Here is an 18,404-nt window from a genome sequence, read left to right as displayed (position 1 = left end):
GTTCGAACCACTAAACCCTGGTAATCAACCTCAGCGAACGAGGACGAGTGCACATGAATACAAGAATTGGCTTACCTATGGTTTTGGCGGGCAGTGTACTGCTGGCCGGCTGTTTTGATGATGATGATCCGGTGAAGAGCAGTGTTCGCGTCATTCATGCTTCTGCGAACGCTCCGGCCGTTAACGTTGTGGTAAACGGCAGCGCAGTGGTTTCCGGAGCCGATTACAAGCAGGCAGCCGTGTTGACTCCGGACGCCGGGCGGGCGGACATTGCCGTAGACGCACTTTTGCCGGGTGACCAGACGCTAAGGGTCATCGATGAAAAGGACGTTTCTCTGAGATCGGATACCGATTACGACGTTATTGCGGTTGGCCTTGTGGGCGACGATGCACAACCTTTGGAACCTTTGGTGTTAACGGATGACGGGGCCCGGGAAGATGCGGATTCAGTGCGTCTGCGTGTGGCTCATTTGTCCCCGGCCGCCCAAAAGGCCGTGAATGGTCCTGTGGAGGTCTATCTGTCTGTGCCAGGAGCCAACCTGGACGATGAGGGCGTTCTTTCCTTCAGCTTTGAATACAAGGCAGTGCAGGGTCCGATTGAGGTCCCTGCTGGTGACTACCAGATTCGCGTTGCTATTCCCGGCGATTCACCAACCGTAGTCTTCGATAGCGGGTCGGTTCCGCTTGCTGCTGGTTCGGATCTGTTGGTCGGTGCGGTTGATAATACGACCCCTGAAACAACTCCCGATGGCGACACAGCCGTGAACAACAGTCCTGTCAGTCTCATCGCTGTGACTGGTGATGGTCAGGTGATTGAGCTGTTTGATAGCAGTCAGCAGGCGGGTGTAAAAGTTGTTCATAACTCCTCGGATGCACCGCCCGTAGCCATTCTGGTTGACGATGCCGTTGCGATTCCCAGCCTGTCGTTCCCGGATGTTGCTCCGGGCCCGGGCATTAACAACTATGCTGTCATTCCCGATGGAACCCGTAACCTCAAGGTATCCCCGGCAAACAGCATTAACCCGGTGAACTCCGCTGTTATTGATGCCGACGTTGTATTCGGCCAGGCTTCAGCCAAAACCGTCATCGCAGTGAACTTGCTTGATGCCATTGAGCCCCTGGTTCTGGAGGACAGTGTCCGGAGTATCGCCACACAGGCTTCCCTGCGTGTCGTGCATGGTGCTGTTGAGGCGGGAACCGTAGACGTTTATCTGGTGCCGACAGCCGAAGGTGGTGCTGGCGCGACGGTGTTGAATGCCGAGGTCAATGCCCCGACCCTGAACGATTTTGAATTCAAGACCAACACCGGATACCTCCCGGTGGCTGCCGGAGACTATGTCGTGTTTATTACAGACCAGGACGGTAATGAACTGCTCAAGACAGGTAGTGTTCCGCTCGCTGCAGGGGGTGTTTACACTGCCATTGCCCGTCTCGCGCCGGAGGACGACAACAATACGGCAGGGCTTACACTGCTTGATGACTTTGTTGTGGCCCCGAACTGATCGGTCACCAGTGAAAGTGAATGTTCAATCCCCGGCCTTGGCCGGGGATTTTTTATTGAATGGACGTTTCCGAAGAGCCCGAGTCGGCCTGTGAAATCGCCGTGCCCGTTGGCGGCCGGAAATGCAGGGAATAGAGGATCCGGTCAAGAACGGCCTGGCCATTCCAGGCGGGATCGTTATTGACCATGCCCACCACGGCCCAGGTGGTGTTGTGCTCATCCCGGGTGAAACCGGCAATGGAGCGAACATTCTCCAGATAACCGGTTTTAATCCGTCCGGTGCCGTCCATTCCGGTATTCCTCAGTCTTCGGGCCATGGTTCCATCCATAGCTATGATTGGCATGGAGGCCATAAGGTCGGCGGCGAAGGGGCTGTTCCAGGCATGCTGCAGAAGCTCGGCACCCTGCCGGGCAGTAATGCGCCCGTGGCGACTCAGGCCAGCGCCGTTTTCGATCACCATACCTGCCGTGTTGATGCCTTTGCTCTCCAGCCAGTCGTAGATCACCCGGATGCCGGCAACCCGGTCATCGTCTTCGGTGTCCAGCCGGTTTTCGGCACCAATGGTCAGCAACATCTGGCGAGCCATCACATTGCTGCTCCATTTGTTGATGTCGCGCACCATTGTCACCAGATCCGGTGAAGTGGTTTTCAACACCAGGCGAGCGTCTTCCGGAGTTGCCCCGGTAGCATCTGTGCCGGTGATTTCTACACCCACGTCGGCCAGCAGTGAGCGGATCATGGATGCGGTGTACTGCTCGTGGGGCAGAAGAGACAGGTAGCTGGTGGTCCGGCAACCCTGGGGCAGCTCACCCGTGACGCGCACCGTAACCTTGCCGTCATCGTGGTAGATCGGCTCCCACTCAAAGCTTCGGCGACTTGGGCATGGCGCCTCCGAGATCGCAGTTACACGATTATCAATAACGATTTCACCCAAGGCGGGTGTACTCCAGGCCTGGGTGCCACGTTCATCCGACCGAACCTGGAAATGCAACAGGTTAAGGTTAGCCAGATAGGCTGAGGGCTCAACCAGGAATGGGGCATGGGGATTGTCACCATTGTCTTCAAAGATCGGGAAGCCGTCATCAATCTCGAAATAGTGACCGTCCAGCACCAGTTGGCCATCAATGGTTGTGATGCCCATGCTGTGAAGTTCGCGGAGCGTGCCCCACAGGCGCTCAATGGTCAGTTTGGGGTCGCCTCCGAAGCGAACGTACAGGTTTCCCTTCAGGGTATCACCAACCATCTCGCCATCGGTGAGGAAATCGGTATCCCAGTGATGGGTCGGCCCCAGAATCTCCAGTGCGGCGAAGGTGGTAACCAGCTTCATGATAGAGCCCGGGCTCATCAGTTCGTCGGCATTAATGTACTGCTCGATTCCCGGGCCGTTGAGCGGAATCGCCGCCATGCTCAGGGCATTTTCGTCATGGAGGGATTTGACGGCGTAGTCCCGGACTTGCTTGCTCCAGATCGGGCTGGATGAAAAGCCCGAATGATCATTCTCAAGAGCTTGAAGGGCGGGGCTTCCGGCCATTACCAGGGCAGTGCCGGCGGCCAGCACTGAACGCTTGAAAACCGATCCCTTTTTTCCTGTCATATGAGCGCGTCGCATACCCGGTATTACCATGATGGCCAACCAATGAGTTCTTATCCTTCAACAATAGCCCATCTTTGTGCGCCATACTATGCAGAAAAGCTCTACATGACGTTAAAAAATGGCAGTAGTGTCGTTGTTTGTATTGGATTTTTGTGACCCATTGTAAGTGCCCTTTTGAATCATGAAGTTAGGTGGACAAAAATTAACCTTGGGTGAGCGCGACACAGGAGTTACCGATGAAAGAGGCTCTGGAGCCAATGAAAAATGGCGAGATTACGTGATAATGGCGTGCTATCTAAAAGAAGGTTTGTTTATGTCGAATATGCTATCTCACAACGTTCACTTACTGGGCTCGGTTGCTACCTCGTCGTTGACCGCCTGGCGCGGTTGCCTGGTGGTAAAAAATGTGACCCAGCCAGAAAAGCCGATCGTGCTTTACGACATGGAGGGCTGCCCCTACTGCCGTCGCGTTCGTGAAGCCCTGACTGCGCTGAACCTGGATGTGGACATCCGACCCTGCCCGAAAGGTGGTTCGGTCTTCCGGGCCCAGGCGGAAGCGCTGGGGGGGCGGCAGCAGTTCCCGTTGCTGGCAGACCAGAACACCGGGACCGTGATGTATGAGTCTGAGGAAATCATCGAGTACCTGTTCCGGCAGTATGCCGGGCAGCCGGTGCCGGCATACTATCGTGGCCGGGTCTGGCAGCCGGTCCTGGGTTCGGTGGCCTCTGTGGCCAGTGCCATGAGAGGGCTTAGGGTTAGTCCGGGGAAGCGTCCGGAGCAGCCGTTGCATCTCTGGAGTTTCGAGGGCAGCCCGTTTTCCCGTCTGGTGCGTGAGCGGCTGTGTGAGCTGGAAATTCCGTATACCTTGCATAACCTGGGCAAAGAGCACTGGACAGAACTTGGGCCGGCGAAGCAGCGCATCAAGCCGGGGCCTTATACGCCGATTCCCGGTGGCAAGCGGGATGCGTTTTTCCAGGTGCACAAGCGGGTTCAGGTGCCTTACCTTGAAGATCCCAACACCGGGGAAGGCTTGTTCGAATCTGCTCGCATCCTGGAATATCTGGACACTCACTACGGGAACTGAGCTGCGATGAAGACTGTCAGCTTTTAAGTGGTCGCATGGGCGGGAGTGCAGACATGGCTCACTGGTTCAGTAGAAGACAGTTTCTCATCAATGCGGGCCTTTCCGGGCTCGCTTTGAAATCCCCGTTGCTGTTTGCAAATACTCCGAAAACACCTTCTTTATCCCCCATCACCCGCCGGATTCCCGGAACCAACGAAGCCATTCCCGCTATCGGCATGGGTACCTGGATTACCTTTAACGTGGGTGACGACGAACAACTGATTGCGCAGCGTACCGAAGTCCTGAAGACGTTCTTCGATCTCGGCGGTACGGTTGTGGACGGTTCTCCGATGTACGGCAGCGCCTCGGATGTGGTGGGTGAGGCGCTGGATGCCCTGGATGCACATGACCGGGTTTTTGCAGCCACCAAGATCTGGACCGGCGACGAGTCAGAAACCCGGCAGGCGGCGGAGCATTCCCGCAGGCGTTGGGGTGTTGAGCGGTTTGATCTGTTGCAGGTGCACAATCTGCTGGGCTGGCAAGGCCATCTTGAAACGTTGAAACAGATGAAGTCGGACGGGGAGGTGCGATATATCGGCATCACTACTTCTCACGGTCGTCGGCATGGTGATTTCGAGCGGATTATGGAGCGTGAACCGCTGGATTTTGTGCAGCTGACTTATAACGTCCTGGACCGTGAGTCCGAGGATCGGTTGCTGCCCCTGGCAGAGGAACGGGGAATCGGGGTGATTGTAAACCGGCCGTTTCAGGGTGGTTCGCTGTTTCGTCGATTCCAGTCGGAGCCTTTGCCTGAGTGGGCTGGGGAGGCTGGCGTCAGTAACTGGGCAGAGTTCTTTCTCAAGTACATCATCTCCCACCCAGCGGTGACCTGTGCGATTCCGGCCACAAGCAAGGTTGAGCACATGAAGGAAAATATGGGGGCACTATACGGGGTCCTGCCAAACCCGGAGCAGCGTCGGCGGATGGCGGATTACGTGAGGTCCCTGTGAGTGGTGCGGACTGGCTGAGTTACTCGCTCCAGGATTTCGTGATGTTCGGGCCGCAGGTGTTTTTGCGGCTGTTTGTTCGGATCAATCAGGATCTATGGCCTTGGCAACTTTTGGCTGTGGTGGTTTCCGTGGGTATGCCGTTACTGCTTCTGCAACGGGATCTTCGAGCCTCGCGTTTGGCTGTTGGGCTGATGGCTGCGGCCTGGGCGAGCAGTGGTTACGGATTTCTGGTGGGCTACTTCGGGCCCATTAACTGGCCAGCGGCGTGGTTTGGCTGGGCCTTTGTTGCGCAGGGTGGTCTGCTTGCAGCCGCCGTGCTTTTCGGAGGTGTCCATGGGCAAACGCTGCGAGCAAAGCAGCTTACGCTCTTCTGGCTGGTGGCGGTGTGTGGTTTACCCTGGTTGGTAGTGGCTGATACCGGCGATTGGCAGTCGGTGGCGCTGTTTGGCGTGGCGCCTGGCACAACAGCCGCCGCCGGCTCACTGGCTGTTGCTCTGATGACAGGGCCCTGGCGGTGGCTTTATTTGCCCCTGCTGGTGCTGTGGAGTCTGTTCAGCGTGGCCATGTTCTGGGTATTGCAAACCTGGTGGTTGCTCATTACTCCAATGGCCACGCTGCTGCTGATTGGCGCCGGGTTGTGGTTCAGTCCCAAGCCGGAGCAAAACTCGGATTCGCAATCCGCTCGCCACGGTCCAGCTCATCAATAGCCCGGATTTCTTCTTCGCTCAGTTTAATAGCCAGTGCGTCCAGATTGGCTTTCTGGTGGGCTGAGCGCGTAGATGAAGGAATTGGTACAACGCCACGGGAGGCTACCCACGCAATGGCGATCTGGGCCGGCGTCGCGTTGTGGTCCTGCCCGATCCGCTGCAGGGTTTCGTCGTCCATCACTTTACCAACGGCAAGAGGCATATAGCCTGTCACAGTGATGCCAAGCTTCCGGGCATGCTCCACGACCTTTCGGTTGGCCAGGAACGGGTGCACTTCCACCTGGTTGGTGAAGATAGCGCCCTCTCCGAGAATCTCCTTCGCCTCGTCCATCTGCGCGCAGGTGAAGTTGGAAATGCCGATGTGGTCGGTCAGTCCTTCTCTCTGAGCGTCTCGCAGTGCACCCAGATATTCTTCCATGGGCACTTCGTTGTCCGGCGAGGGCCAGTGGATCAATGTCAGGTCCACGTGGTCTGTCTTTAGCCGCGCAAGGCTGTCATGCAGGCTGTTGATGAGATCACTGGCACGCAACTGGTCATGCCAGATTTTGGTGGTCAGGAATATCTCCCGACGGGGGATGCCGCTGGAGGTAATGCCATCACCAACTTCCGCCTCATTCTCGTACATCTGGGCGGTATCAATGTGCCGATAACCCAATGAAAGGGCGCTCTTGACCGCATCACGCGCGTCGTTACCCTTCAGCCGGAAGGTTCCCATGCCGATGTTCGGAAGTGTGCTGAATGACATACTGTCCTCCTGTTCGATCTCTGTGTTCGTTAGATGGTGCCGGCTCTCTGGTTCTTCAAGTGGCCGGCGGGTATCATCGGCGCTGAAATGACGCAAACCGCCAAACCGAGAGCAAACGTTATGTATACCGGCCAGTGCCTGTGCGGCGATATTACCTTTGAATACGACGGCCCGCTGGGACCGGTGGCATTGTGTCATTGCAGTCAGTGCCGCCGTGCTCACGGTAGCGCGTTCTCGGCCAGCGCGCCGGTTCAGAAAATACGATTTCGGTTCGTGTCCGGGGAAGAGTACATTACCGAGTTTGAATCCCGCCCGGGTAAATATCGGGCCTTCTGCAGCCGTTGTGGCAGCCAGCTCTACAGCCGGGTTGATGCCATCTCCGGGATTCTTCGTTTGCGCGTAGGTGTCATCAACGAACCGCTTGGCAAGGGCCCGTCACAACATGTGTACGTGGGCTCAAAATCAGACTGGTTCGAGATTACTGATGTTATTCCCCAGTTTGAGAAAACCGAAAGAACCAACGATCCTCACTGACCTCTGATCAATAGCCAGAGCACCCCGTTCGGCTGAAGCTCAGACATCGTCACCTGATTCTCCTCCAGAGTAGCAGCTAAAACCTATCGATAACCTTGTGCTTCTTCTCGTTAGCACTGGGTTTGGGCATTTACTGTTTTTCGTAGTAAATAAGAACGATTCGTATTACGATGTGCATGAAAAATACGACTCACCCAGAACCCGGAGAATAAGATGTCCCGAAATACCGAAGCTGCCTTCCGGCGCAACGCCCTGATTTCAGCCATGCTGGCTGCGACCCTGCCTGGTCTTGCTCTGGCCCAGGAAGAACAACCCGTGTTCCTGAATGCACTTGAAGTATCCGCTGACCGAGCTCCGGCCAGCTCAGAGCAGTCTCGCAGTTATGGTGTTGAGGCTACCACCACTACCCTGAAAATGGGATTGGGTCACCGTGAGACACCGCAGGCAGTGACGGTTGTCACCCGAGAGCAAATGGACGATTTCGCCCAGAACGACATCAATAGCGTACTTGAAGGCACCACTGGCGTTACGGTGGAGTCGGTAGAAACTGACAGGACCTATTACACCTCCCGCGGTTTCGATATTAATAACTTCCAGTATGACGGTGTAGGCTTGCCGGCGGTTTATGACAACGTTCAGGGCGAGCTCGATACCGCATTTTTCGATCGTATTGAGGTGGTTCGCGGTGCCAATGGCCTGATGACCGGTTCCGGCAGCCCGGCGGCGACGGTCAACTTCATACGCAAGCGCCCGACGGCAGAGACCAATGGATCCGTGGCGGTGACCGGTGGCTCCTGGGACAAAAAGCGGATCGTTGGCGACGTATCCGGCGCGCTGTCTGAGTCCGGGGCGGTTCGCGGGCGGGTAGTCGCCGGTTATGTGGACAAGGGCTCCTATCTCGATCGTTACAATAACGAAAAGCAGATGTTCTACGGGGTGATCGAAGCGGACCTAACCGATACCACGCTGCTGACACTGGGACACTCCATTCAGACCTCGGATACTGACAGCCCGTTGTGGGGTGCTCTACCGCTGTTCTTCACCGATGGCACCGCCACGGACTATGCCCGATCAACCAGCACGGCGTCTGACTGGTCCTACTGGGACAACACCCAGAACAACAGCTTTGTTGAACTGCAGCAGCAACTGGCCGGTGGCTGGCGTGCCCAGGGCACGGTCTTCCGCCTGGAAAACGACAGCACCTCCGAGCTTTTCTACCAATACGGCACACCAGATCCGCAAACAGGACTGGGTCTTCTTGCCTATCCAAGCCAGTACGACCTGAATGTTGAGCAATGGGTGGTGGACACCTACGCCACCGGCCCGTTCAAACTGGCTAACCGGACCCACGAGTTGGTTTTGGGTGCGAGTTGGTCGCGTTCTGAAACCGTTGACCGGTCTCGATATGACAGCAGCACGGGTACCGCAATGCCTCCGCTTGATCAGTGGGACGGTTCTTTTCCCCGACCGTCATACGACAATGGCGCTCAGGGCTCTGACTGGAGCGACAGGGAAGTCGCCACCTATGCCGCAGCACGCTGGACGCTCACCAATCGCCTGACCGCCATCACCGGCTTGCGTCTGACGTGGCTCGACAGCGAGGGTGAAAGCTACGGCCTGACCAAGGCAACCAGCTACAACGCTGAGACAACGCCCTATGCGGGGCTGATCTATGACATCAGCGACAACCACTCGGTGTATGCCAGCTACACCGAAATCTTCACCCCCCAGACCGAACTGGACATTAATCGCGACCGTCTGGACCCCATCGACGGGGTAAATTATGAACTGGGCCTGAAGAGCGAATTCGTTGATGACCGCGTGAAAACTACTGTGGCCCTGTTCCAGACCGAGCAGCAGAACGTTGCGGAAGCCGTCGGTACCTATCCGAACTCGCCGGACGTCTACTACCGGGTCATCGACGGACTTCAGAGCCAGGGTGTGGAGCTTGAGGTCGTTGGCGATGTAACTGACCGTGTTCAGCTGTTCGCCGGTTACACCTTCGTAGACATCGAGGACGCCGATGGCAACGCTGCGAAGTCCTTTGTGCCAGAACATCTGGCACAACTGCGGGGTACCTGGAAAGTGCCGGGGATCGGCGGCCTGAAAGTTGGCAGTGAAATTCGCTGGCAGTCCGGGATCAGCCAGGAGCAGGGCGTCGCGACCACGGGCCCGAACGCTGGCGCCACCATCGTTACCGAACAGGATAGCTATGCTGTGGTGGATCTGATGGCCAGCTACGATTTTGCCCACCACTGGAACGCCACCCTGAACGTGAACAACGTAACGGACGAGAAGTACATCGAGAGCCTGAAGAAATTTGGTGCCTCTGCCCAGGGCTTCTATGGCGAGCCGGCAAACGCCAGCCTGACTGTCTCCTGGGTTTACTGAACCCTTACCCGGAGCGGGCTCAGCCTGCTCCGGCATCCTTTATTCAATACTTGCAGGGAGCAACATTGATGACACCGGAACAGGAAATGATCGAAGGACTCAAACTCGCGGCGGGTGCCGGGGTTCTTATCGCTCTGGTTGCCACTGCCCTGGTGCTGGGCACCGGGACCTGAGCCCGGCGAGGCGAGCTTTGCGATAGACACCGCAAGTGCCGCAATAGCCACCGTCTGGCAGAAGATACTTCAGGCAGCAACCCTTGCGCTGTGGAATGGCGCAAGATTGCCCGCCAAATTCAGCGGGCAGCCAGTCAATGAACCGATTGGCATCACACTCAAAACGTGTCAACCATACTTGTGCAAGAGAACACACCGACTCCGCTTCAACACGATTCCACACTGCTGAAAAAGGCGCGCCCAGTCCGAGGCCGATACTGCTCCAATACGCACCAGGGCTGACACCCAAGGCCTGCCGGAAAACCGGGTACCACTCGGACACCTGTTCACTCAGCCCCTGGATGAATGCGTCGACACCAAGAGCCGGTGCCGACGCTGTATGAAACCAGCGTGCCAGAGGACCGTTCTTTTTACCCGGGCCGAGGAGCACCTGCTCCGCATCCGGCAGTGGGGCCCGGCCATCCCGGAACAGCACTAAGACCAGCGGCGCAATCACCGACAGTGCGAGATCCTGCTGGACCACCGAGAGATAAGCCCTTAGGAAGCGGGCATCGTTGGCATCGGCATGGTCCCGGCGAAGCTGCTGCTTTAAAAGGTCAGGTTGCTCCAGGCACTGAGCCAGGGACAACAGTGCCGTGTGCTCCTGGTCATGTGGTGGTAGCGCACCTGAGATAACCGGGCCGGGTTTCAGGCCAGAGCTGGCCAGGAGCTGTTCATAGCGGGCTGGCCAATTCCTCACTCTGTGGTCAGGCGCGGCCATGTCGGCTGAGCCCCCACAGGAAATACAGCCCGCCGACCAGCGCAGCCAGCAGCCCTGCCGGGAGTTGGCCGGGAAAGACCACAACCCGGGAGAGGTAGTCGGCGACGGCCAGCAACAAACCACCGGCCAGGGCGGCCACAACCATTTGCCTGCCAACCGTCTGTTGGCCGAGTACCCGCGCCAGATGGGGTGCAATCAGGCCAACAAAACTCAGTGGCCCGATCACAACCGTAGCGGAGGCCGTCAGCAGCGCAGCGAGTAAGAGCAGGGCCAGGCGCACCCGGCCAACCGGAAGGCCCAGCGATGAAGCCGAAATATCACCAAGGGGCAGGATTGTCAGCGGCCGAATGGCTGCAAACAGCCCGAGACAGATCACCAGAATCAGCCCGAGCAGAGCGACGGCTTCGGATTCCGACACCAGCCAGGTGGACCCGTACATCCAGTTCAGCAACTGAGAGGCCACCGTGCCGCCCGAGGCCATTGCCAGACGCAGCCCAGAATCCATGAAAACATAGAGTGCCAATCCGCCCAGAAGCAGTTGATTGCCCGCAAACCGGTGGCGCCGGGCCACCAGAATCAGCAGGCCCAGGGCCCCAGCTGCGCCGAGCGTTGCAGCTGTCAGCTGACCAGCCCGGCTGACTTCCATGCCGGTCAGAATAATCATCACCATCACCAGTGCTGCACCGCCGCTGATGCCGAGCATTTCCGGGCTGGCCATCACGTTGCCGGTCATCCGCTGAATGAGAGTACCGGCAAGGCCGAGGGAAACGCCTGCAAGAATTGCTGCAAGCAAGCGCGGCCCGCGCCAGACCCAGGCGTCGCCCCATTGAGTCACCGGTGTCCAGCTCCACTCCTGAAGTCCCGGAGACCAGCCCATGGATACAAAAAACGTCAGCAACAGAAGCACTGAAAGAATCGAGCCGATCAGCCGTGCCGAGCGGCGAACCGGCAGAAAATCACCAGGGCGGGATTCCTGACCCGGCATCTGGTTAGTGTTTCTAAAGCTCTGAAGTGCCAGAAGCAGGATGGGGCCGCCTATCAGGGCCGTGGTTGTTCCGGTTGGAACAAGCGAACCGTCCCCCCAGGTCGAGGCCCAGAGGGCAAGTGTGTCGGCCAGAAGAAGTAAGCCGCCGCCAAACACCGTACTCCAGAGTAGACGCCCAACCAGCGTGCGGGCGCCAAGCAGACGGGCGAGCACGGGAGCGGCCAGCCCGATAAACGCCACAACGCCCACCCGGCTCACCACCGTTGCACTCATCAGCACGACCAGGAACAGGGCGAGCATACGGATCATGCCAACGCTGACCCCCAGTGAACTGGCAGAAGCCTGTCCGAGCTGGAGCAGTTGCAGCGGACGCATCAGCAGCAACAGTGCCAGGGCCAGAACCAGAACCCGTGGCCAGAGATCCATAAACGGCGCCCAGTTGTTCTGCACCAGAGAACCGGCACCCCAGATGAATAGATTGCCCAGCCACTCACCCTTGAGCAGAAGGAACGCCATGTTCAGAGCGCCCATGAAAAAGGTGATCACCAGGCCGGCGAGAATGACGGTAACGGGGGAGAATCCAAGCCGCCAGGTCAGGGCGATGACCAGGCCTATGGCGAAAAGGCCACCGGCAATGGCCGCCAGATCCGGGCTGAACGCCAGTAGCGTCGGTGCAAACAGTGTCGCGACGGTGACACCAAATTGCCCGCCGGCTTCCACGCCCAGCGTCGTAGGCGAGGCCAATGGATTACCCAATACCTGCTGGGTTACCGCGCCAGCGAGGCCGAGACCGCCGCCGATCAGAATGGCGATCGAGACGCGGGGCGCCCAGCTGAAGTGAGCCAGCACCGAGCTGTAGTCCGCGCTGTTGAAGGTCCAGAATGCCGACACCAGTGACATTGGGGCCAGCTCACCAAACCAGGGTGAGGCACTGGCACCGAGGGCGACGAGCCAAAGCAACACTGCTGTCAGCGGCAGTCTGCCAGGCAGCTTGGGCGCGCGAGAGGCAACCTGAGTTTCAGCGTACATTGCCGGCGCCTCCCTGAATCAAGGCGTCCGCCAGTTCAATAGCCAGGCGCTTGACCGGGTATACCCCCCCGAACGGCCATACCGCGTCGACCTGATAGACCTGTTCGCGCTGGACTGCGGGCAGGTAAGTCCAGAACGGGCTGGTAGCCAAGTGCTCTGAAAGTCCGGGGCGGGTAGGTTCAATCACCACAATCCGGCCGGTCGGGTAGGGTGCAATGGCTTCCAGGCCAACCACAGAAAAACCCCAGTAATTGCCTGGGTGTGGCCAGGCATTGGTCAATCCGAGGGCATTCAAAGCGGTTTGGTACAGGCCATTAGGCGCATAGATCCGGACGTGGCGGTCATCCAGGAAATTAACCAGCGCTACGGGCCGGTCATTCAACCCATGTCGCTCCAGACGCTGGCGCTGGTTGGCAAGTGTGCGATCGATATCCGCCAGAATTGCGTTGGCCTGGTCCTGCCGCTCCAGTATTTCGCCCAGGGTCAGGAGCATTTCCCTAGCCTTTTCGAACGGCCTGGAGCCGTTTTTGTAGACGCTGATTACGTACGTCGGAGCAATGCGCTCCAGCAAATCGGTGGCGGGCGCCATTTCCGAACTGGTTACGATCAGGTCGGGTTTCAGTTCGGCAATGGCCTCCAGACTGGGTGCAACCCGGGTGCCGACGTTGGGGACCGTTTCCGGAAGTTCAGGTTCCTGTACCCATGCTGAATAACCTTCTTTGTCCGCCACGCCTACGGGCGGAACGCCGAGCAGCAACAGGGTTTCGGTCGCTGCCCAGTTCAACGCCACGATACGCTTTGGCGCCTCGTTCAGGTTAAGGGTGCCCTGTTCCTGTTGCCAGCTGGCGGCCATGGCGACGGATGACGACAGGTATAGCATCAGAGCGATGCCCGTGCGTGCAAGGTCGTTAATGAACATAGGACACCCATTGCCCCGGTGCGCGCTCCATAACGCCCATCGGAACTCCGTAAATGGATTCCAGAATGCAGCTGGTCATGATTTCCTGGGGGCTGCCGTCGGCAATGAGCTGACCGCCGCGCAAAGCCACCAGGCGATCGCAGAAACGGGCGGCCAGATCCACGTCGTGCAACACCACAATCACCGTCAGGTCCCGCTCAACGGCAAGTTGCTGCACCAGACGCAGGGTTTCCACCTGGTGCTTCACATCCAGGGCTGAAATGGGTTCGTCCAGCAACAGGCAGCGTGTCTGCTGGGCCAGAAGCATGGCTATCCAGGCCCGCTGGCGTTCGCCGCCGGAGAGGGTATCCACGGATCGGTTCCTGAAACGGCTCAGTCCGGTATCGTCAATGGCCTGGTCAATCCGTTGGTGATCTTCCTCCGTGTAACGACCCAGCGGACCACGCCAGGGATAGCGCCCCAGCGCAACCAGCTCGCACACGGTCAGTCCGTCTGTTCCGGGCGGGTGTTGGGGCAGGTAGCCAACGGAACGGGCAAACTCGCGGGCACCGGTATCGCCAAAGGCATTGCCGAGCAGACTGACGTCACCGGCGGAGGGTGACAGCTGGCGGGCCAGTACCTTCAACAGGGTGGATTTGCCGGAGCCATTGTGGCCAAGGAGGGCGGTCACTTCGCCCTCCTGAAAACCGATGCTGAGATGGCTGATGATGGCGGTGTCGCCAATGCGGACACCCAGGCTGGATACTTCGAAAAAGGCAGACATGCAGGCTCCTGGCTATCGGAAGGCCTGCAGAATAATCTAAATGCGAATCACTATCAATATTGATTATGGAGGAGTGTAGTGCAGGCCCTCAGGCCTGCCCGGTCTGCACCTGCCACTGGGCATTGTAGGCCCCTTGTTGCGCCAACAGCTGCTGGTGGGTGCCGGCTTCCACGACCCTGCCAGCCTCAACCACGGCAATGGTATCCGCTTCCACAATAGTGGACAGGCGATGGGCGATCATGATGACCGTCCGGTTATGGCCAATGCGTTTCAGGGACCGCTGGATGGCTGCTTCGGTTTCGTTGTCCACGGCGCTTGTGGCTTCATCCAGCACCAGAATCGGCGGGTTTTTCAATAGCGCCCGGGCCAGGGACAGTCGCTGCCGCTGGCCGCCGGAAAGGCGAATACCCCGTTCGCCAACCGGGGTTTCCAGCCCCTCGGGCAAGGCCTCGATGAATGCCCAGGCCTCGGCGGTTTTCGCCGCTTCGATAATCTCCCCATCGCCGGCGTCCGGTTTTCCATAGGCCAGATTCTCCCGAATACTGCCTTCGAACAGGTAGACATCCTGGCTGACCAGGCCAATGGCCCCGCGCAGAGATTTCAGGCTAACGGACTGGATCGGTTGATTGTCGATCAGGATTCGGCCGTGGCTGGGGTCGTAAAAACGCAGCAGCAATTTGATCAGTGTGGATTTTCCGGAGCCGGTAGTGCCCACCAGTGCCAGGGTGTGGCCGGCAGGTACGTGCAGGTCAATATCCCGGATACCAGCGCCGCTGGAAGGATAGTGAAAACTCACTTTTTCAAACTTAACCTCACCTTTAACGGGCTCTGTCAGCGGCTGACCGGCCTCGTCATGCACGTACACCGGCTCGGCCAGAAGGTCGAGAATACGGCGGGTGCTCGCCATTGCCCGTTCGAACAGATCAATGACTTCGGCGAGGCCGGTCAGGGGCCAGAGCAGGCGTTGGGTAAGGAACACCAGCACACCATAGGCGCCCACGTTCAGGGAGCCTTCCAGAGCCATCATGCCGCCCACGGTAAAAGTAGCGAGAAAGCCGGCGAGAATAGCCATGCGAATTACCGGGATAAACGCCGAGCTGATGCGAATGGCCCGGCGGTTAGCCTCCACGTAGGCTTCACTGCTTTCCTTCAGGCGCCGGGCTTCACGGTGCTCTGCGGTAAAGCTTTTGATGGTGGCAATGCCGCCCAGGTTATTGGCCAGCCGACTGGAGAGGTCGCCGACCTTTTCACGGACCTCCGCATAGAGGGGGCCGGCTTTGCGCTGGAAGTAGAAGGCGCCCCAGATGATCAGGGGAATCGGGGTGAAAGCCAGCAGGGCAATAAGTGGCGACAGCACAAAGAAGACGGCGCCTACGGCCACCACGGTGACCACGACCTGGATCATGGCGTTGGCGCCGCCATCCAGGAAGCGTTCAAGCTGGTTCACGTCGTCGTTCATAGTGGCCACTAACTGACCGGAGCTGCGGGCCTCGAAGAAACTCATGTCCAGGCGTTGGGCATGTTCGTAGGCATCCTGTCGCAAATCGGACTGAAGGCGCTGGGCCAGGTTGCGCCAGAGAATCTGAAACAGGTATTCAAACAGGGACTCACCGGCCCATATAAAGAAGGTCAGGATTGCGAGGATGGTGATCTGTTCCCGGGCTGTTTCAAACCCCAGGCCAGCAACAAAGCTTTGTTCCTGATTCACCACGACGTCGATCGCAACGCCAATGAGGATTTCCGGCGCAATGTCGAAGAGCTTGTTGATGACAGAGCAGGTTGTCGCCGCAATGATCTGGCGCCGATAGCCCCTGGCGTATTTCAACAGGCGGGCAAGAGCTCCAAAACTGCTGGTGGTGTGGCTGGCATGGCCGGACATGAAAACACTCCGCAACGGATGGAAAAGCGGGAAGAGTAGCCGGTAACCTCTAAAAATAAAAGAGAATCATTACCAACAAGTTGTGGTGCGATGTTCATTCGGCGTTCTGTATCAGTGCTTGCGATTGCGTTGCAGCCAACGGTCCAGCTTGTCAGCGAACTCTTTGCGGTCGGTCTGGCTGAACGGTGCCGGGCCACCGGTAACTTCGCCGGCGCTGCGCATTTCTTCCATGAAGTTGCGCATGGCCAGGCGCTGGCGGATGTTTTCTTTGGTGAAGGCCTGGCCCCGGGGATTGAATACGTCTGCGCCTTTTTCGATGGCTTCAGCGGCCAGGGGGATGTCCTGGGTAATCACCAGGTCGCCCTCGGTCATCTGGTCCATGATTTCGTTGTCGGCCACGTCGAAACCCTGGGGCACCTGGCGCCGCTGGATGTAGGGGCTTGGCGGCAGGGTGATAACGTGGTTGGCGATGAAGGTGGTCTGGACTTGCCAACGGGTGGCGGCGCGGCAGAGGATTTCCCGGATGGGGACGGGGCAGGCGTCGGCGTCGACCCAGATTGGCATGATTGCTTCCTTCATCGGTTTGATTCTGGTAGGCAGTTTACCTGTTGTTGTGGTGAGCCTGGTAGTTGGTTTCCGCGTATTTGTTTGTAGGCCTTCTGGTTTGGCGGGCAGGCGCTATTTTGGTTTAACGCAGAACTAACACAGGAGCACTGGTTATGACTCTGAGAATTCTGGCTTCAGCAATCCTCTCACTGGTTATGTCTTTCCCGGCAATTGCAAGCGACGGCAGCGCCGATGCCTGGAAAGCCCTCCGCGAGGGTAACGCCGTTTTGATGATGCGCCACGCACTGGCACCGGGAACGGGCGATCCGGCGAGTTTTGAGCTGGGTGATTGCAGCACCCAGCGCAATCTTAACGAAACCGGCCGGGAGCAAGCGCGGTCCTGGAAGCCGTTTCTGGCGGAACATGGCATCACTGAGGCTCGGGTTTTTTCCAGCCAGTGGTGCCGTTGTATGGATACCGCGACGGAAATGAATATGGGGGAGGTAACCGGCTGGCCGCCGCTGAACTCGTTTTTCCAGAGTCGGGGTGATGGTCCTGGCCAGACCCGGGAAACCATCGCGGGTGTAAACGAGCTGCCAGCGGGTGCGCCGGTGATTCTGGTGTCCCATCAGGTCAATACAACCGCCCTGACTGGCGTTTATCCGTCATCAAACGAGGGGGTGATTATTGCCTTGCCGTTGTCAAACTCACCCGAGGTGCTGGCCCGGGTTTCGCCGGGGCGTTGATGGTATAATCTCATGCTCATTCAATTAACAGGAAATGATAATGTCTCAACTGCCCCCGTGCCCCCAGTGCAATTCCGAATACACCTATGAAGATGGCGTTCAGCTTGTGTGCCCCGAATGCGGCCATGAGTGGACAGAGGCAGAGGTAGCTGCGGCAGAAGCGGGCAAGGTGATTCGTGATGCCAACGGCAATGAACTGCAGGACGGCGACACGATCTCAGTGATCAAGGACCTCAAGGTAAAAGGCTCCAGCTCGGTGGTGAAGGTTGGAACCAAAGTGAAGAACATCCGTCTGGTGGAGGGTGATCACGACATTGATTGTAAAATTGATGGCATTGGCGCGATGAAACTGAAGTCGGAATTCGTCAAAAAGGTCTGACGTTTGCCGGCACTAACGGATGCTTAGTGGAGTGAGTGAATGGATAAGCAGGGCAGTGATGACGTGAAACCGGTTCAGCCTGTGCCTGAGAAAAAACACGAGTTGCATCAGGAGCTTCCGGTTGATTTCCCTGATCCGTTTTTCAGGCTGCTGCATTACATCATTCGTTTTGCGATCCGTGTGCTTGCGGTGTTGATGGTTGCGGTCATTCTGTGGGGCGTGGGGGATGTGATTTACATCATCTATGAGCGCCTGATCAAACAGCCGGTCCTGCTTCTTGATATCAACGATATCTTTTACACCTTCGGCGGGTTTATGGCCGTGCTCATTGCGGTGGAGATTTTCATCAATATCCGTCTTTATCTGGGAACCAACATTTTCCCGGTGCAATTGGTGATAGCCACCGCTCTGATGGCGATTGCGCGGAAAGTGATTGTGCTGGATTTCGACGAGCTGACGCCGATGTACCTGATTGGTATTGCGGCAACAACCCTTGCGCTTGGCGTGACTTACTGGCTGCTCCGGCAGGGGCAGCAGTATGAACGCTGGGATGACTGACGTCCTGGCGGTAAAACGACGGCCCGGGTGCAATGGACGAGGCGCTGTCAAGATCGTGGGTGCTGGGCTATGGTTAGGCTCCTGAAACGCGTCCTATTTCCCGAGGCATACTGTTGGTCGC

Annotated in this window: 17 protein-coding genes; 9 read left to right on the top strand and 8 right to left on the bottom strand. The window is 57.9% G+C overall.

From position 1 onward, the window contains the following. The first annotated feature begins 53 nt into the window (after window positions 1-53). On the top strand, window positions 54-1,502 hold the full coding sequence (locus tag BKP64_RS10015) for a DUF4397 domain-containing protein (protein WP_070969264.1): 1,449 nt from the start codon (window positions 54-56) through the stop codon (window positions 1,500-1,502). Between the two features lie 52 nt (window positions 1,503-1,554). Here BKP64_RS10015 and dacB read toward each other — a convergent pair whose 3' ends face one another. Next, window positions 1,555-3,096, bottom strand: a complete 1,542-nt coding sequence (gene dacB / locus BKP64_RS10010) for a D-alanyl-D-alanine carboxypeptidase/D-alanyl-D-alanine endopeptidase (protein WP_070973641.1) — start codon at window positions 3,094-3,096, stop codon at window positions 1,555-1,557. A gap of 313 nt (window positions 3,097-3,409) precedes the next feature. Between dacB and BKP64_RS10005 the strand changes: the two genes are divergently transcribed. Genes BKP64_RS10005 through BKP64_RS09995 form a run of 3 tightly spaced genes read left to right on the top strand, consistent with a single transcriptional unit; the run spans window position 3,410 to window position 5,876 of the window. Further along, window positions 3,410-4,180, top strand: coding sequence for a glutathione S-transferase N-terminal domain-containing protein (locus tag BKP64_RS10005; RefSeq protein WP_070969262.1), 771 nt, complete (start codon window positions 3,410-3,412; stop codon window positions 4,178-4,180). Window positions 4,181-4,233: 53 nt separating this feature from the next. Continuing rightward, the gene (locus BKP64_RS10000) at window positions 4,234-5,169 is read left to right on the top strand and encodes an aldo/keto reductase (RefSeq protein WP_070969259.1); all 936 of its coding nucleotides are present in this window, start codon (window positions 4,234-4,236) and stop codon (window positions 5,167-5,169) included. After that, window positions 5,166-5,876 (top strand): DUF6064 family protein, encoded by a 711-nt coding sequence (locus BKP64_RS09995; protein WP_157755419.1) that lies wholly within the window; start codon window positions 5,166-5,168, stop codon window positions 5,874-5,876. Before BKP64_RS10000 ends, BKP64_RS09995 begins: the two co-directional genes overlap by 4 nt. Here BKP64_RS09995 and dkgB read toward each other — a convergent pair. Continuing rightward, entirely contained in the window at window positions 5,812-6,621 is an 810-nt protein-coding gene (gene dkgB / locus BKP64_RS09990) for a 2,5-didehydrogluconate reductase DkgB (protein WP_070969253.1), read from the bottom strand. The two genes, BKP64_RS09995 and dkgB, sit on opposite strands and share 65 nt — an antisense overlap. Window positions 6,622-6,741: 120 nt before the next feature. Between dkgB and BKP64_RS09985 the strand changes: the two genes are divergently transcribed. Both BKP64_RS09985 and BKP64_RS09980 read left to right on the top strand, forming a co-directional pair. After that, entirely contained in the window at window positions 6,742-7,155 is a 414-nt protein-coding gene (locus tag BKP64_RS09985; RefSeq protein ID WP_070973640.1) for a GFA family protein, read from the top strand. A gap of 213 nt (window positions 7,156-7,368) precedes the next feature. Continuing rightward, window positions 7,369-9,546 (top strand): TonB-dependent siderophore receptor, encoded by a 2,178-nt coding sequence (locus tag BKP64_RS09980; RefSeq protein ID WP_070969250.1) that lies wholly within the window; start codon window positions 7,369-7,371, stop codon window positions 9,544-9,546. Between the two features lie 126 nt (window positions 9,547-9,672). On the opposite strand, the gene BKP64_RS09975 is transcribed toward BKP64_RS09980, so the two are convergent. From BKP64_RS09975 to BKP64_RS09950, 6 genes are all read right to left on the bottom strand, one after another. Beyond that, window positions 9,673-10,479, bottom strand: a complete 807-nt coding sequence (locus BKP64_RS09975) for a (2Fe-2S)-binding protein (protein WP_070969248.1) — start codon at window positions 10,477-10,479, stop codon at window positions 9,673-9,675. Beyond that, window positions 10,466-12,493, bottom strand: a complete 2,028-nt coding sequence (gene fhuB, locus BKP64_RS09970; RefSeq protein WP_070969245.1) for a Fe(3+)-hydroxamate ABC transporter permease FhuB — start codon at window positions 12,491-12,493, stop codon at window positions 10,466-10,468. Before fhuB ends, BKP64_RS09975 begins: the two co-directional genes overlap by 14 nt. Beyond that, window positions 12,483-13,412 (bottom strand): ABC transporter substrate-binding protein, encoded by a 930-nt coding sequence (locus BKP64_RS09965; protein WP_070969242.1) that lies wholly within the window; start codon window positions 13,410-13,412, stop codon window positions 12,483-12,485. Before BKP64_RS09965 ends, fhuB begins: the two co-directional genes overlap by 11 nt. Beyond that, a complete protein-coding gene (locus BKP64_RS09960; protein WP_070969240.1) occupies window positions 13,402-14,175 on the bottom strand; it encodes an ABC transporter ATP-binding protein in 774 nt (257 codons plus the stop codon). Before BKP64_RS09960 ends, BKP64_RS09965 begins: the two co-directional genes overlap by 11 nt. Window positions 14,176-14,263: 88 nt before the next feature. Further along, window positions 14,264-16,054, bottom strand: coding sequence for an ABC transporter ATP-binding protein (locus tag BKP64_RS09955; RefSeq protein ID WP_070969237.1), 1,791 nt, complete (start codon window positions 16,052-16,054; stop codon window positions 14,264-14,266). A gap of 111 nt (window positions 16,055-16,165) precedes the next feature. Continuing rightward, entirely contained in the window at window positions 16,166-16,618 is a 453-nt protein-coding gene (locus tag BKP64_RS09950; RefSeq protein ID WP_070973639.1) for a YaiI/YqxD family protein, read from the bottom strand. A gap of 155 nt (window positions 16,619-16,773) precedes the next feature. Between BKP64_RS09950 and BKP64_RS09945 the strand changes: the two genes are divergently transcribed. Genes BKP64_RS09945 through BKP64_RS09935 form a run of 3 tightly spaced genes read left to right on the top strand, consistent with a single transcriptional unit; the run spans window position 16,774 to window position 18,283 of the window. Continuing rightward, entirely contained in the window at window positions 16,774-17,346 is a 573-nt protein-coding gene (locus BKP64_RS09945) for a histidine phosphatase family protein (protein ID WP_070969235.1), read from the top strand. 40 nt (window positions 17,347-17,386) lie between these two features. After that, entirely contained in the window at window positions 17,387-17,725 is a 339-nt protein-coding gene (locus BKP64_RS09940) for a zinc ribbon domain-containing protein YjdM (RefSeq protein ID WP_070969232.1), read from the top strand. A 39-nt stretch (window positions 17,726-17,764) separates the two neighbouring features. Then, entirely contained in the window at window positions 17,765-18,283 is a 519-nt protein-coding gene (locus BKP64_RS09935; RefSeq protein ID WP_083329199.1) for a phosphate-starvation-inducible PsiE family protein, read from the top strand. Window positions 18,284-18,404 lie beyond the last annotated feature (121 nt).

Origin of the sequence: Marinobacter salinus (assembly GCF_001854125.1) — a bacterium.
GTDB classification, from domain to species: domain Bacteria; phylum Pseudomonadota; class Gammaproteobacteria; order Pseudomonadales; family Oleiphilaceae; genus Marinobacter; species Marinobacter salinus.
The sequence above is the reverse complement of the archived record's forward strand: the minus strand, read 5'-3'. Positions and strand labels throughout refer to the sequence as shown.